Genomic DNA, 13,064 nt, shown 5'->3' with positions numbered 1-13,064 from the left:
GCGTGCATCACATGTTCGGATAATTGGGGCCGCCGCCGCCCTCGGGCGTGACCCACACGATGTTCTGCGTCGGATCCTTGATGTCGCAGGTTTTACAGTGTACGCAGTTTTGCGCATTAATCTGCAGGCGGTCATCGTCCGAATCGTCCTTGACGAATTCATAGACGCCTGCTGGACAGAAGCGCGATTCGGGACCCGCGTAAGTTTTAAGGTTGATGCCCACCGGAACGGTGATGTCCTTCAGCGTGAGGTGGGCCGGCTGGTTCTCTTCGTGATTCGTATTGGAAATGAACACCGAAGACAGGCGATCGAACGTGAGCTTGCCATCGGGCTTCGGATACTCGATCGGCTTGCACTGCGACGCCGGCTTGAGCATCTCGTGATCGCGGTGCTGGTGATGCAGCGTCCATGGCACATTGCCGCCCATGAGCTTCTGCTCGATGCCCACCATCAGCGTGCCCAGGTACAGGCCCTTGCTCATCCACTGCTTGAAGTTGCGCGCCTTGTACAGTTCCGTGTAGAGCCACGACTGCTTGAACGCTTCCGGATAGGCGGCAAGTTCATCGCTCTGGCGGCCAGCCTGTACGGCATCGAACGCCGCTTCAGCCGCGAGCATGCCGGTCTTGATCGCCGCATGGCTGCCCTTGATGCGCGCAGCGTTCAGGAAGCCCGCGTCGTCGCCCACCAAAGCGCCGCCCGGGAACACCAGCTTCGGCAGCGACATCAGCCCGCCCGCCGTCATTGCACGCGCGCCATACGAAACGCGCTTGCCGCCTTCCAGATACTTGCGGATCGCCGGATGCGTCTTGTAGCGCTGGAATTCCTCGAACGGCGAGAGGTACGGATTCTGGTACGCGAGGCCGACGACGAAACCCACCATCACCTGGTTATTGTCGGTGTGGTAGAGGAACGAGCCACCGTACGTGTCTTTTTCGAGCGGCCAGCCCGCCGTGTGAATCACGAGGCCTGGCTTGTGCCTGGCCGGATCGATCTCCCACAGCTCCTTGATGCCGATGCCATACACCTGCGGATCCGCGTCCTTGCCGAGCTTGAAATGCTCGTTCAGTTGACGGCCCAGGTGACCGCGGCAACCCTCGCAGAACAGCGTGTACTTCGCGTGCAACTCCATGCCGAGCTGGAAAATCTCGGTAGGCTCGCCATCCTTGCCGACGCCCATGTTGCCGGTGGCCACGCCCTTGACCGAGCCGTCGTCGTTGTAGAGCACTTCGGCGGCCGGGAAACCCGGAAAGATTTCCACGCCCAGCGCCTCGGCCATTGTCCCAAGCCAGCGCGTGACGTTCGCAAGGCTGATCACATAGTTGCCGTGGTTCTTGAAGTTGTCCGGCAGCGCCCAGTTGGGCACCGTTTTCGCGCTGGTTTCCGAAAGGAAAAGAAATTGATCTTCGGTAACGGGCACGTTCAGCGGCGCACCTTGCTCTTTCCAGTCGGGAATGAGCTCGCCGATGGCGCGCGGATCCATGACCGCGCCCGAGAGGATATGCGCCCCGATCTCCGAGCCTTTTTCCAGCACGCATACGCCGATCTCAGCGCCTTTTTCTGCTGCCAGCTGTTTCAGGCGGATCGCTGCGGACAGGCCTGCCGGGCCGCCGCCCACGATCACCACGTCGTATTCCATCGACTCGCGTGGGCCGTATTGTGCGATCAAATCGTTCGTATTCATGCTGCGTTTCCCGTTTCGGCCGGCATCAGGCCGGTATCAGAACTGTTCTTCCGTGAGCGCCAGCACGCCTTGCGCGCCGCGCGCACCCAGCACTGCCGTCGCGAGGCCATTGGCCTGCGAGAGAACATGGTCGGCATAGAACTGCGCCAAGGCGATCTTCGCGCCGTAGAACGACGGATCGTCGGCGAGATTGCGCTGCGCCGCGAGCAGCGCGCGCGCTTGCTGCCAGCCGCACAGCACGATGCCCGCGAGTTTCAGATAGGGAACGCTGCCCATGAACGTACCGTTCGGATCGCGCTTGACGTTCTCGATCATGAAGTCGACGACACGCGAGAGCGCCTGTGCGCCTTGTTCAAGTTGTACGCGCATCGAAGCGGCTTCCGCGCCATCGGCCTGGGCGAGCGACTCGATCGTCTTCGCGACTTCGCCGAGCAGCGCCTTCGCAACCGCGCCGCGGTCACGCACCGTCTTGCGGCCGATCAGGTCGTTTGCCTGGATCGCCGTCGTGCCTTCGTAGATCGCGAGAATGCGTGCGTCGCGATAGTGCTGAGCCGCGCCCGTTTCCTCGATGAAGCCCATGCCGCCATGCACCTGCACGCCGAGGCTCGTAACCTCGTTGGCCATCTCGGTGCTCCAGCCCTTCACGATCGGCACGAGGAATTCGTAGATCGCTTGATGACGCTCGCGCACGGCTTCGTCCGGATGACGATGCGCGATATCGCAGTGACCTGCCGCGACATAGGCGAGCGCACGCGCGCCCTCGGTCATCGAACGCATGGTGGCGAGCATGCGGCGCACGTCGGGGTGCTGCACGATGGTCACCGACTGCTTCGCCGAGCCATCCACCGGGCGGCTCTGCACGCGTTCCTTGGCGAACGCCGCTGCCTGCTGGTACGCACGCTCGGCAATCGCCACGCCCTGCGTGCCCACGCCGAAGCGCGCTGCATTCATCATCACGAACATGTACTCGAGGCCGCGGTTCTCTTCGCCCACGAGATAGCCGATCGCGCCGCCGTTGTCGCCGTACTGGAGCACGGCCGTCGGGCTCGCCTTGATGCCGAGCTTGTGTTCGATCGACACGCAATGCACGTCATTGCGCGCCCCGAGGCTGCCGTCTTCGTTGACGAGAAACTTCGGCACGATGAAAAGCGAAATGCCCTTCACGCCTTCGGGTGCATTCGGCACGCGCGCCAGCACGAGGTGGACGATGTTCTTCGCCATGTCGTGCTCGCCCCACGTGATGAAAATCTTCGTGCCGAACACGCGGTACGAACCATCGGCCTGCGGCTCGGCACGCGAGCGCACGAGGGCGAGGTCGGAGCCGGCCTGCGGCTCGGTCAGGTTCATCGTGCCGGTCCATTCGCCCGAAATGAGCTTCGGCACGTAGCGGGCCTTTTGCTCTTCGGTGCCGGCGGTCAGCAGCGCCTCGATCGCACCGTCGGTCAGCAGCGGGCACAGGGCGAACGACAGGTTCGCGGCGTTGACCATTTCGTTGCAGGGCGTGCCGATGAGCTTCGGCAGCTCCTGGCCGCCGAACTCGGCGGGGTGTTGCAAACCTTGCCAGCCGCCTTCGGCGAACTGCTCGAACGCGGCCTTGAAGCCCGGCGAGGCCGTGACTTCGCCGTCATGCCAGCTGCTCGGCGTACGGTCGCCTTCCACGTTCAACGGCGCGAGCACTTCCCCGCACAGCTTCGCAGCCTCCTCCAACACCGCCTGGGCGGTGTCGAATCCGGCATCCTCGAAGCCGGGCAAGGTGGAAACTTCGTCGATGCCGGCCAATTCTTTCAGCACGAACAGCATGTCTTTGACGGGGGCGGTAAAGCTCATGGCGAACCTCTTTTCACGCGTGGATCTCGGGAGCCGCGGCGCGGGCTGGCTGCGGAGCCGGCGCACCTGGGGCGATGTCGATGGATCGTAGCCCCAAAACCCGCCCGCGAAACTGTCCAAACCGGCCCATCTAGTGACAAATCTTGCCACGGCTTGCCGGAATTCGACGAGAGGCTCGGGTGACCAGGGTTGAACCTGGTGCCTTCGGCGCACGCGCCCCCCTTACGGCGGGGGGCCGCTTCCGGCGTGAAATCCGCCTGGAAATCGTGCTGGGGAACAGAACCGGGTCAGGTGCGGATCGCGTGCAAAACTGGACACATCGGACAGTCAAGCAGCAGGAATCACACCCGGGATCGCTCGAACCGGGACGCGCTGCTCAGGGCCGCCCGCGATAAGTGCCGGGCGTGCTGCCGGTCCAGTGGCGAAAGGCACGATGAAAGGCGCTGGGGTCGTCGAAGCCGATGTCGGCGCCGATTGCGGCGATGGTGTCCTGCGTATCGGTGAGGCGCTGGATCGCCACGTCGCGCCGCAGATCGTCCTTGAGCATCTGAAACGACGTGTCTTCGGAGGCGAGCCGCCGGCACAGCGTGCGCACCGAGCAATGCAAATGCATGGACGCCGCCTCGATGGTCGGCAGATCGGGCAGCGTGCTGGCCAGATACTGGCGCACCTGATGGCTCACGAGTTGCTCGCTGAACGACTCGAAAATCCACTCGCCGGGCGAGCGCTCGAGAAATTGCCTGAGATTGCGCTTGCTCTGCCGGATCGGCATGTCGAGGTAGGCGGCGCTGAAGCGGAACAGCGCGGTCTCGCAGCCAAAACGCACCGGGCAGGAGAAGAAGTAGCGGTGATCGAGCGCGTGAGGCTGCCGCGCACAGGCCAGTTCGACTTGCAGCAGCGGGATCTTCTGGCCGATCAACCAGGACGACACACCGTGCACCAGCTTGAGCATCAACTCCTGGCCGAGCGGACCGATCGGCCCGAACGCGGCATGCGGGCGCAACTCCACCTGAGCCACGAGTTCGCTGCGGCGCGATTCGAGCCGGAAGTCGTCGAGCACGATATGGAAGAACTGGCCGAAGCGATGCAGCGCCGTCTCGAGGTTGCGTGCATCCAGCAGGCTCAGGCAGAGGAATTTCAGTGTGCCGCTGCGAAACGGGCGGCTGAAGATGCCCGGCATTTCGTCGTCGAGTTCGATGGCGAGCAGGCGGTAGAGCGTGGAGAACTGCTCCTCCGTCACGCGCGCGCCGAGTTCGTCGAGCAGTTCCGCAGGAATGCCCGCCTGTTCCAGATAGTGGCCAACGACTTCCGGCCGCGCCTGGGCGGCAGCAAGAAAACCGCGTACGAGGGAAATGGGAACTGTCGAGCCCGTGAGTTGCATGCGTGGGTAAGCGGCCAGGCGGCCGGAACAGAATTGTCTTGTTAGGAGCGCTGCTACGCAAACCAGCATGATACTTCCGAACCGCGTCTCGCCATCGAGCCCGCTGCCATGGGTGACGCTGCATCACGAATCGTTGCACGGCCACAAACTACACCGCGCAGCAACGTGCCTGTACCATGGAGGCCTCGCGCACACCGTGGCGCGGACTCGTACCTCCAGGTCCCGATTCCATTCGGTGCGAAATTCACGCCCGAAACTCGCCTGGATATTCAGCCCATCCGAACTCAAGCTTCAACTGCGTCCGCCGGTGATTTCCCTTTCTCGACTCCCATTGGTTCTCTGTGCCCTGCTCATTGCGAGCCTGACCGCAACCGCCGCCTTCGCCACCACGCCACAGCGGCATCACACCGAAATGCGCGCGCACGCGCCCGTTAAAAAGAAAAAAATCACGCGCAAGCGGCGCTCCGTGCAACGCACTTCGCCGGCCTTGGCGAGCGGCGAAGCGTCCGATGCGAAACGCCGCGCAAAGCGGCCAAAGGTAAAAGCCGCGCCGCATACATCGCGTCCGCCGCGCGCAGCAAAGAGCAGGCACGCGGCACGCGCGACACCCGGGGGCACGACCAGCACAACCAGCACAACCAGCACAACCAGCACAACCAGCACAACCAGCACAACCAGCACAACCAGCACGGCCGGCCCGCGCCTGCTCACGCGCTGCGGCTTCACGCCGGCCTCGCGCAGAAAGCTCTTCTCACGCTCGGTCTATGTCGTCGATGAAAAAACGCGCACGCCGCTCTACGCGCGCAACGCCGACGCCGTCGCCCCCATCGCATCGGTCTCGAAGCTGATGACCGCCGTGGTTTGGCTCGATCAGCACGACACGCCGCTGGCACGCCACATTGCCGTGACCGACGCCGACCTCGACACGCTCAAGTTCACCCATTCGCGGCTCCCGGTGGGCTCGAGCCTCTCGCGTGCCGACATGCTCCATATCGCACTAATGTCCTCGGAGAACCGCGCGGCAGCGGCGCTTTCCCGCGACTATCCGGGCGGGCGCCCCGCGTTCGTAGCAGCAATGAACGCCAAAGCGCGCAAGCTCGGCATGCCGCACACGCATTTAGTCAACGCTTCGGGCCTCTCGCCGCACAACGTCTCCACCGCGCGCGAGCTTGCGCGGCTCGTGCGTGCCGCCAACGGCTATCCGCTGATCCGCCGCTACTCGACCGACAAACAGCAACTCGTATTCACCGACCCCGGAAAACTCCTGTACGTGAACACGAACCGCCTCGTGCGCTACGAGCGCGTCCAGGCGAGCCTGCAGAAAACAGGCTTCATCAACGAGTCGGGGCACAACATGGTCATGCGCGTGATGGTGCACGGGCGGCGCCCCGTGATTGTCGTCATGCTCGACAGCGCGAGCGCCGAAGGCTCGCGCCTCGACGGCATGCGCATCGCGCATTGGCTCAATTGCTCGCTGCGCTGAGGCCGGCGAGGCTCGCTTGAAGCGATGCCCTCAGCAACGCACCACGTCCACGCCGCTCGCGCCCTTGCCAACGAATTAGTGGCCGCTTGCGTACAGCACGCCGGTTTGCTGCTACGCTGCCGATGGCATAACCCAAGGGCGCACCCCGGAGGACCATCATGAGCACGGAATACAAGCTGCACTGCTTTGCGCAATCGGGCAGCGCGTACAAGGTGGCGCTGATGCTCGCCTGCTCGGGCGTCGACTGGGAACCGGTGTTCGTCGACTTTTTCCACGGGCAAACGCGCGGCGCGGACTGGCGCGCAAGCACCAATGAAATGGGTGAAGTGCCCGTTCTCGAACATGCCGGCAACACGCTGACGCAATCGGGCGTGATTCTCGACTACCTCGCCGATCGCCTCGGAACATTCGCCGCGCGCAGCGAGCACGAGCGGCGCGAAATCTTGCGGTGGATCCTGTTCGATAACCACAAGTTCACCAGCTATATCGCCACCTATCGCTACTTCCGCTCGTTCGCGACAACTCCGCAGCACCCCGAAGTCCAGAAGTTCTTGAAGGGCCGGGCCGAGGCCGCGTACTCGATTGTCGAAACCCATCTCGCGGGGAACGAGTATATGGTGGGGGAACGGCCCACCATCGCCGATCTCTCGCTCGCCGGATACGTGTTCTATCCAGCCGAAGAAACGGGCTTCGATCTTCCCGCCGCTTATCCGAACATCGCGCGCTGGGCGCAGCGAATCGCGCATCTGCCCGGCTGGAAGGCCCCCTATGAACTGATGCCAGGCGAGCGCATTGCGCCGCGCAATGTTTAGGTGCGTGTTTTGAAATTCCGGTCCTGGCCGTTCACGTTCGGCTGATCGGTTGGTGCCGTTGCGGCCCGCTCGAGCAGCACCTCGCGGTCGCGCGCATTCTGCGTGAGCGCGGCGGCGCGCTCGAACTCGGCGCGCGCCTCATCGGCGCGGCCCAGCTTCGCAAGCAGATCGCCGCGCGTGGCAGGCAGCCAGGGGTATTGGCGCAAGGCCGGCTCCTCGCATAACTCATCGACGATGTCGAGCGCCGCTTGTGGCCCCTGCGCCATGCTCACCGCCACGGCGCGATTGAGCTGCACCACGGGAGACGGAGCGATGCGCAGCAATGCATCGTAGAGCGAAACGATGCGCGCCCAGTCGGTTTCCTGCGTGCTCGGCGCACGCGCATGACACGCGGCGAGCGCGGCTTGCAGCGCATACGACCCAAGCGCCGCGTCGGCCTCTCGCTGCGCAGATCCCGCATCTGGCTTAGCGCCGGGCCGCGCTGCGGATCGCTCCCCCGCCAACCTCGCACATTGTTCGGCGCGCGCCAGCGCGGCAAGGCCGCGGCGGATCAGCAGCGTATCCCAGCGCGCGCGGTTCTGGTCGGCGAGCAGCACCGCGCGGCCTTGCCGGTCCACGCGCGCAGGCAATCGCGACGCCTGCAATTCCAGCAGTGCGGCAAGCCCATGCGCTTCAGACTCCTCGGGCGCCAGCTCGGCAAGCATGCGGGCGAGGCGCAGCGCTTCTTCACAAAGCGCCGGCCGCATCCAGTCCGTACCCGCCGTCGCTGCATAACCCTCATTGAAAATCAAATAGATGACTTCGAACACCGAAGCAAGCCGCGCCGTGCGCGCGGCCTTGTCCGGCACTTCGAACGGCACGTTTGCCTCCGCCAGCGTGCGCTTCGCGCGCACGATGCGCTGCGCGACGGTGGCCTCGGCCACGAGAAACGCGCGCGCGATCTCGGCCGTGGTCAGCCCGCCCAGGAGCCGCAAGGTGAGCGCCACACGCCCCTCGCGTGGCAGCACCGGATGACTGGCCACGAACAATAACCGCAGCAGGTCGTCGCCGATGTCGTCTTCGCGCGCGGCGTCCAGCGCATCGACGAAATCAGGCGCGAAGTGCGCTTCGAGCGCTTCGAGATCGGCGCCCAGCGCTTCGTGCGCACGCGCATGCGAGGCGGCCCGCCGCAAGCGGTCGAGCGCGCGGTGCTTCGCTGCCGTCATGAGCCAGGCTCCCGGGTTGGCGGGGATGCCGCTCGCAGGCCAGCTTTCGAGCGCCGCGAGCAGCGCGTCCTGCGCGGCATCCTCGGCGAGCCCCACGTCGCCGAGCAGGCGCGCGGCATGGGCAATCACCCTGGCCGATTCGATGCGCCAGACCGCGGCAATCGCGCGGTGCGTCGCCGCCTGGCCGGCTGCTTCGTCATGCTCGCGGCGCGCCTCGCGCATCACGAACCGTGCGCGCCTTTCTCGACCGCTTCCGGCGACATGTACATGAGCTCCCAGATATGGCCGTCGGGGTCTTCGAAGCTGCGGCCATACATGGCATCGCCGCAATCCATGGGCGGGCGCTTCGAGCTGCCGCCCGCCGCCAGCGCCTTCTCCACGAGCGCGTTCACTTCGTCGCGCGACTCGCACGAAAGACACACGAGCACTTCGGTCTGCTCGCGCGCATCGACGAGCGCCTTGTCAGTGAAGCCGCGCATGAAGTCGGTGGTGAGCAGCATCGCGAAGATGTTCTCGCCGATCACCATGCAGGCAGCCTTGTCGTTGGTGAATTTAGGCTCGAACGTAAAGCCAACCTTGCCGAAGAAGTCCATCGAGCGCTTCAGGTCGCGCACGCCCAGATTGACGAAAATATGCTTGTGCATGATGGTTTCCTTTATCGATATCGTCTGGATTGCAGAATAAATCGCTTATTTGGCGCGGCGCTCTTTTTCGAGGAGCGCGCCAAAGCGTTCGATGCCCTCGCACGGTGCGAAATCGTCGAGTTCATAAAGCTGGCGCACTTCGATCTCGCCGTCCGTGTGCTTGCCGAACGGCGCCGGGAAACGTCGCGCCCATTCGAGCGCTTCGTCGCGCGAGCGCACCTGGATCAGCGTGTAACCGGCAATCAGCTCCTTCGTCTCGGTGAACGGGCCGTCGACAATGGCCGGCTTGCCGTCGGTGTAGCGCACGCGAAAGCCGCGCGAGCTCGGCTGCAGGCCCGAGGCGTCGAGCAGCACGCCCGCCTTGGCCAGTTCCTCGTGGTAGGTGGCCATCTGGGCGAACATCTCCGGGTCGTTGGGGGTGTCGCCCGATTCGCTCAGCGCGTTGGCGCGCACCATGATCATGAATCGCATTGCTTTCTCCTGTCTCCATTCGGGTGCGGGGTTGGCGCCATCGTTTCGATGCGCTCATTCACAAGACGCGTCACGGCCCAGCAAATCGACATCGCTTGAATATTTTTTTGCTTACCCAGGGAAACTACCTGGGCCGATGCCGCCAATCAGCCTTCGCTGACTAGCGAAAGCACGGGCCAAGCTCGCGCACCTCCACGCTCGCCCACTCGGCGGCGGGGCATTCGCGCGCGATGGCGAGGGCCTCTGCGCGCGTTGCGCAATTGACCATGAAAAAGCCGCCTATCATTTCCTTGACCTCCGCGAACGGGCCGTCGAGCACGCTGGCCCGCCCTTCGCGCACCTGCACGCGAGCGGCCTCCTTGTCGGAGACGAGCGATTGCGCGTCGATCAACACGCCGCGCACGGCAAGATCGTCGGCAAAGCGCAGCATGCGGGCGTAGAGCGCCTCGCCCTCGGCCTGGGTGCGCGCGTTCCGCTGGCCGCGCGGTTCTGCAATGAGCAGCATGTATGCCATGAAGTTCTTGTTCCTGTGTGCACCGTGCACGATCGCCGCGCACAGATGAAAGCCGTTGAAAGCAAAGAAAGCATAGCTCAGGGGGAAGACGTGGCGGCTACACGGCGACCGGGATTTCCCCAGGCTGACACAGGCCGCGTTCCGTCATTAAATAAATCAACTTGATTTATTTAGTCGCCAACCCTGTCACACCCTTTGCTGGCGCAACCGGAGAAAACACGTGAGAAGTCCGCATGTCGGCCAGGGCAGCAACTCGGCCAATGTCCGCCGCTTCAACGAGCGACTGCTGCTGCAGGCGCTGCGGCGCGCCGGCGAGGCCTCGAAGGCCGATCTCGCCCGCCTCGCCAATCTCACCAGCACCGCCGTGGGCAGCATCATCACCTCGCTTGCGGAAAACGGCCTCATCGAGATGAGCGGACGGCGCCTCGACGGCGGACGCGGCCAGCCCGCCTCGCTCCTGCGGCTCGCGCCGCGCGGCGCGTTCGCCATCGGCGTGCGGCTCGACCGGACCAATATCGAAACCGTGCTGGTCGACTTCGCGGGCCAGATGATCGGCCGGCGCTCGCACGACATGCTGCTCCCCCAACCTTCGGTGGCGCAGGACATCGTCCAGCAGGACATCCGCGAACTATCCGCCCTGCTGGATAAATCCGAGCGCAGCCGGCTCGCGGGCATTGGCGTCGCGCAGCCGTACAACCTTGGCAGCTGGCTGAGCGAGCTGGGTCTGCCCGCCGAGGCGTTCCGCGTGTGGAGCGACGTCGATTTCGCGGGCGAGCTGGGCCGCGCGCTCGGGCTGCCCGTGTTCAGCGAAAACGACGGCAACGCCGCCGCCATCGCCGAAATCTTCTACGGCTGCGGCCGTCAGCGCGACGACTTCCTTTATCTGTTCCTCGGCCCGGCCATTGGCGGCGGCATCGCCATCAACGGCGACTGCGTGCGCGGCCTCTCCGGCAACGCGGGCGACTTCGCCGTGATGCCCGTGCCGCCGGGCGCCCTGCCCTCGGCGCACAAGCCCGCCGGCAAGTGGGACATCCTGCTCTCGCGCGCCTCGCTCATCGCGCTGCGCCGCCATCTGCAATATCACGGCGAGACGGTGGACAACCGCGCCGATATCGAGGCGTGCATCGCACGCGGCCATCCGGCCGTCGGGGAATGGCTCGACGACTGCATCGACGCGCTCGCGCCCGCGCTGCGCGCCGCGCTGTGCGTGCTCGACGTGCCGGCCGTGGTGCTCGACGCCGACGTGGACGCGGGCCTCATCGATACGCTCATGCAGCGCCTGCGCGTGGCCGTGGCGGCCACCGCGCCCGAGGCGCGCGGCACGCCCGCGCTGGTGCGCGGCACCTTCGGCCCCGACGCCGGCGCGCTGGGCGCCGCCACGCTGCCCATGTTCTTCAACTTTTCGCCGCGTGCGGGCATCCTGATGGGCGCCGGCGCACAAGCCAACGTACAAGCGCAGGAGGAGAGCCATGTCGCGCTCTGAACAGACGCCCCCGCTGCTGGAAATGCGGGGTATCAGCAAGACGTTTCCCGGCGTGCGCGCGCTCGACAACGTGCGCCTCTCGGTGTGGCCCGGCGAGGTGCATTCGCTGATGGGCGAGAACGGCGCGGGCAAATCCACGCTCATGAAGATTCTCTCGGGCGCGTATCAGGCCGACGCCGGCGGCGAGATCGTGCTCGACGGCAAGACGGTCGTGATCGACGGGCCGCTCGCCGCGCGCGAGCTGGGCGTGGCCGTGATCTACCAGGAGCTGAGCCTCGCGCCGAACCTTTCGGTTGCCGAAAACATTCACGCGGGCCGCGAGCTGCGCCGCGGCGGCCGCCGCTTCGGCATGGTCGATCGGGCCGCCATGGAGCGCGGCTGCGAAGACGTGCTCAAGCGTCTCGGCGCCAGCTTCGGCCCCGCGACGCTGGTGGGCTCGCTCTCCATCGCCGAACGCCAGCTGGTGGAAATCGCGCGCGCCGTGCATGGCGACGCGCGCATCATCGTGATGGACGAGCCCACCACGCCGCTCTCCTCGCGCGAAACCGAGCGTCTGTTCAAGCTGATCCGCCAGTTGCGCGAGGAAGGGCTCGCGATCATCTACATCAGCCACCGCATGGCCGAGATCTATGAGCTCTCCGACCGCGTGTCGGTGCTGCGCGACGGCAGCTACGTGGGCACGCTGATGCGCGACGCGCTCAACGCGGAAAGCCTGGTGGGCATGATGGTGGGCCGCGATATTTCGGGGTTCTACAAAAAGGAGCACGCGCCCTACGATCCCGGCAAGGCAGTGCTCACGGTGCGCGACGTGGCCGACCACAACCGCGTGCGCGGCTGCAGTCTCGACCTGCATGCGGGCGAAGTGCTCGGCATTGCCGGCCTCGTGGGCGCGGGCCGCACCGAGCTCGCACGCCTGATCTTCGGCGCGGAGCCGCGCGTGCGCGGCGAGATCGCCATCGACGGGCGCACGCTCCACGTGCATGGCCCGCGCGATGCGATTGAGGCGGGCCTCGTCTATCTGACCGAGGACCGCAAGCATCAGGGCCTCTTTCTCGACATGAGCGTGCGCGACAACATCAACGTGGCCGTGGCCGGGCGCGATGCGCGCTTCGGCGTGCTCGACCTCGCGCGCGGCGCGTCGCGCGCGAAGGACTCGATCCGCTCGCTCTCGATCCGCGTGCCCAGCCCGCGCGTGAACGTGGGCGCGCTCTCGGGCGGCAACCAGCAGAAGGTGCTGCTCTCGCGCCTGCTGGAAACCAGACCACGCGTGCTGATCCTCGACGAGCCGACGCGCGGCGTGGACATCGGCGCGAAGTCGGAGATCTACCGCATCATCAACGACCTCGCCAAAACCGGCGTGGGCATCATCGTGATTTCGAGCGAACTGCCCGAGATCATCGGCGTGGCCGACCGCGTGCTCGTCATGCGCGAAGGCGTCTTCGCCGGAGAGCTGGGCGGCTACACCGGCAAGCCCATCAACCAGGAAGCCATCATCGAACTCGCCACCGGCTCGCAGGACGCGCTGGACGAGGCCGCCTGATTCAGACGCACCCGTCCGACGCA

General features: G+C 65.3%; 11 protein-coding genes. 4 read left to right on the top strand and 7 right to left on the bottom strand.

The window, feature by feature from the left end; genetic code table 11:
- Positions 1-7 precede the first annotated feature (7 nt).
- The 3 genes from P5W98_RS32630 to P5W98_RS32620 form a co-directional block, all read right to left on the bottom strand.
- Complete coding sequence (locus P5W98_RS32630; RefSeq protein WP_421028545.1) at positions 8-1,681, bottom strand: electron transfer flavoprotein-ubiquinone oxidoreductase; 1,674 nt, start codon at positions 1,679-1,681, stop codon at positions 8-10.
- A 36-nt stretch (positions 1,682-1,717) separates the two neighbouring features.
- A complete protein-coding gene (locus P5W98_RS32625) occupies positions 1,718-3,508 on the bottom strand; it encodes an acyl-CoA dehydrogenase (RefSeq protein ID WP_421028544.1) in 1,791 nt (596 codons plus the stop codon).
- Positions 3,509-3,884: 376 nt separating this feature from the next.
- Complete coding sequence (locus P5W98_RS32620; protein ID WP_421028543.1) at positions 3,885-4,889, bottom strand: AraC family transcriptional regulator; 1,005 nt, start codon at positions 4,887-4,889, stop codon at positions 3,885-3,887.
- 295 nt (positions 4,890-5,184) lie between these two features.
- Here P5W98_RS32620 and P5W98_RS32615 point away from each other — a divergent pair, with 295 nt between their 5' ends.
- Positions 5,185-6,372, top strand: coding sequence for a serine hydrolase (locus tag P5W98_RS32615; protein ID WP_421028789.1), 1,188 nt, complete (start codon positions 5,185-5,187; stop codon positions 6,370-6,372).
- Positions 6,373-6,530: 158 nt separating this feature from the next.
- Positions 6,531-7,184 (top strand): glutathione S-transferase family protein, encoded by a 654-nt coding sequence (locus P5W98_RS32610; protein ID WP_421028542.1) that lies wholly within the window; start codon positions 6,531-6,533, stop codon positions 7,182-7,184.
- On the opposite strand, the gene P5W98_RS32605 is transcribed toward P5W98_RS32610, so the two are convergent.
- The 4 genes from P5W98_RS32605 to P5W98_RS32590 all read right to left on the bottom strand — a co-directional run bounded on the left by P5W98_RS32605 (position 7,181) and on the right by P5W98_RS32590 (position 10,018).
- Positions 7,181-8,611 (bottom strand): RNA polymerase sigma factor, encoded by a 1,431-nt coding sequence (locus tag P5W98_RS32605; RefSeq protein ID WP_421028788.1) that lies wholly within the window; start codon positions 8,609-8,611, stop codon positions 7,181-7,183. The two genes, P5W98_RS32610 and P5W98_RS32605, sit on opposite strands and share 4 nt — an antisense overlap.
- Positions 8,611-9,033, bottom strand: coding sequence for a VOC family protein (locus P5W98_RS32600; RefSeq protein ID WP_421028541.1), 423 nt, complete (start codon positions 9,031-9,033; stop codon positions 8,611-8,613). The genes P5W98_RS32605 and P5W98_RS32600 overlap by 1 nt, the downstream gene beginning before the upstream one ends.
- Positions 9,034-9,078: 45 nt before the next feature.
- Positions 9,079-9,504 carry a YciI family protein gene (locus P5W98_RS32595; RefSeq protein WP_421028540.1) on the bottom strand — a complete coding sequence of 142 codons (426 nt, stop codon included), beginning with the start codon at positions 9,502-9,504 and terminating at the stop codon, positions 9,079-9,081.
- A gap of 160 nt (positions 9,505-9,664) precedes the next feature.
- Positions 9,665-10,018 carry a YciI family protein gene (locus tag P5W98_RS32590; protein ID WP_421028539.1) on the bottom strand — a complete coding sequence of 118 codons (354 nt, stop codon included), beginning with the start codon at positions 10,016-10,018 and terminating at the stop codon, positions 9,665-9,667.
- Positions 10,019-10,238: 220 nt separating this feature from the next.
- Between P5W98_RS32590 and P5W98_RS32585 the strand changes: the two genes are divergently transcribed.
- Together P5W98_RS32585 and P5W98_RS32580 are read left to right on the top strand one after the other, a co-directional pair.
- Positions 10,239-11,501: an ROK family transcriptional regulator gene (locus P5W98_RS32585; protein ID WP_421026895.1), complete on the top strand. Its 1,263-nt coding sequence runs from the start codon at positions 10,239-10,241 to the stop codon at positions 11,499-11,501.
- Positions 11,488-13,041, top strand: a complete 1,554-nt coding sequence (locus tag P5W98_RS32580) for a sugar ABC transporter ATP-binding protein (protein ID WP_421026894.1) — start codon at positions 11,488-11,490, stop codon at positions 13,039-13,041. Before P5W98_RS32585 ends, P5W98_RS32580 begins: the two co-directional genes overlap by 14 nt.
- Positions 13,042-13,064 lie beyond the last annotated feature (23 nt).

Origin of the sequence: Paraburkholderia sp. A1BS-2L (assembly GCF_051125205.1) — a bacterium.
Classification (GTDB): Bacteria; Pseudomonadota; Gammaproteobacteria; order Burkholderiales; family Burkholderiaceae; genus Paraburkholderia.
The sequence above is the reverse complement of the archived record's forward strand: the minus strand, read 5'-3'. Positions and strand labels throughout refer to the sequence as shown.

What these genes read in the sequence shown, in the direction of transcription:
- P5W98_RS32630 (WP_421028545.1), bottom strand. Translation starts at nt 1,681, where the DNA reads ATGAATACGAACGATTTGATCGCACAATACGGCCCACGCGAGTCGATG.
- P5W98_RS32625 (WP_421028544.1), bottom strand. Translation starts at nt 3,508, where the DNA reads ATGAGCTTTACCGCCCCCGTCAAAGACATGCTGTTCGTGCTGAAAGAA.
- P5W98_RS32620 (WP_421028543.1), bottom strand. Translation starts at nt 4,889, where the DNA reads ATGCAACTCACGGGCTCGACAGTTCCCATTTCCCTCGTACGCGGTTTT.
- P5W98_RS32610 (WP_421028542.1), top strand. Translation starts at nt 6,531, where the DNA reads ATGAGCACGGAATACAAGCTGCACTGCTTTGCGCAATCGGGCAGCGCG.
- P5W98_RS32605 (WP_421028788.1), bottom strand. Translation starts at nt 8,611, where the DNA reads ATGCGCGAGGCGCGCCGCGAGCATGACGAAGCAGCCGGCCAGGCGGCG.
- P5W98_RS32600 (WP_421028541.1), bottom strand. Translation starts at nt 9,033, where the DNA reads ATGCACAAGCATATTTTCGTCAATCTGGGCGTGCGCGACCTGAAGCGC.
- P5W98_RS32595 (WP_421028540.1), bottom strand. Translation starts at nt 9,504, where the DNA reads ATGCGATTCATGATCATGGTGCGCGCCAACGCGCTGAGCGAATCGGGC.
- P5W98_RS32590 (WP_421028539.1), bottom strand. Translation starts at nt 10,018, where the DNA reads ATGGCATACATGCTGCTCATTGCAGAACCGCGCGGCCAGCGGAACGCG.
- P5W98_RS32580 (WP_421026894.1), top strand. Translation starts at nt 11,488, where the DNA reads ATGTCGCGCTCTGAACAGACGCCCCCGCTGCTGGAAATGCGGGGTATC.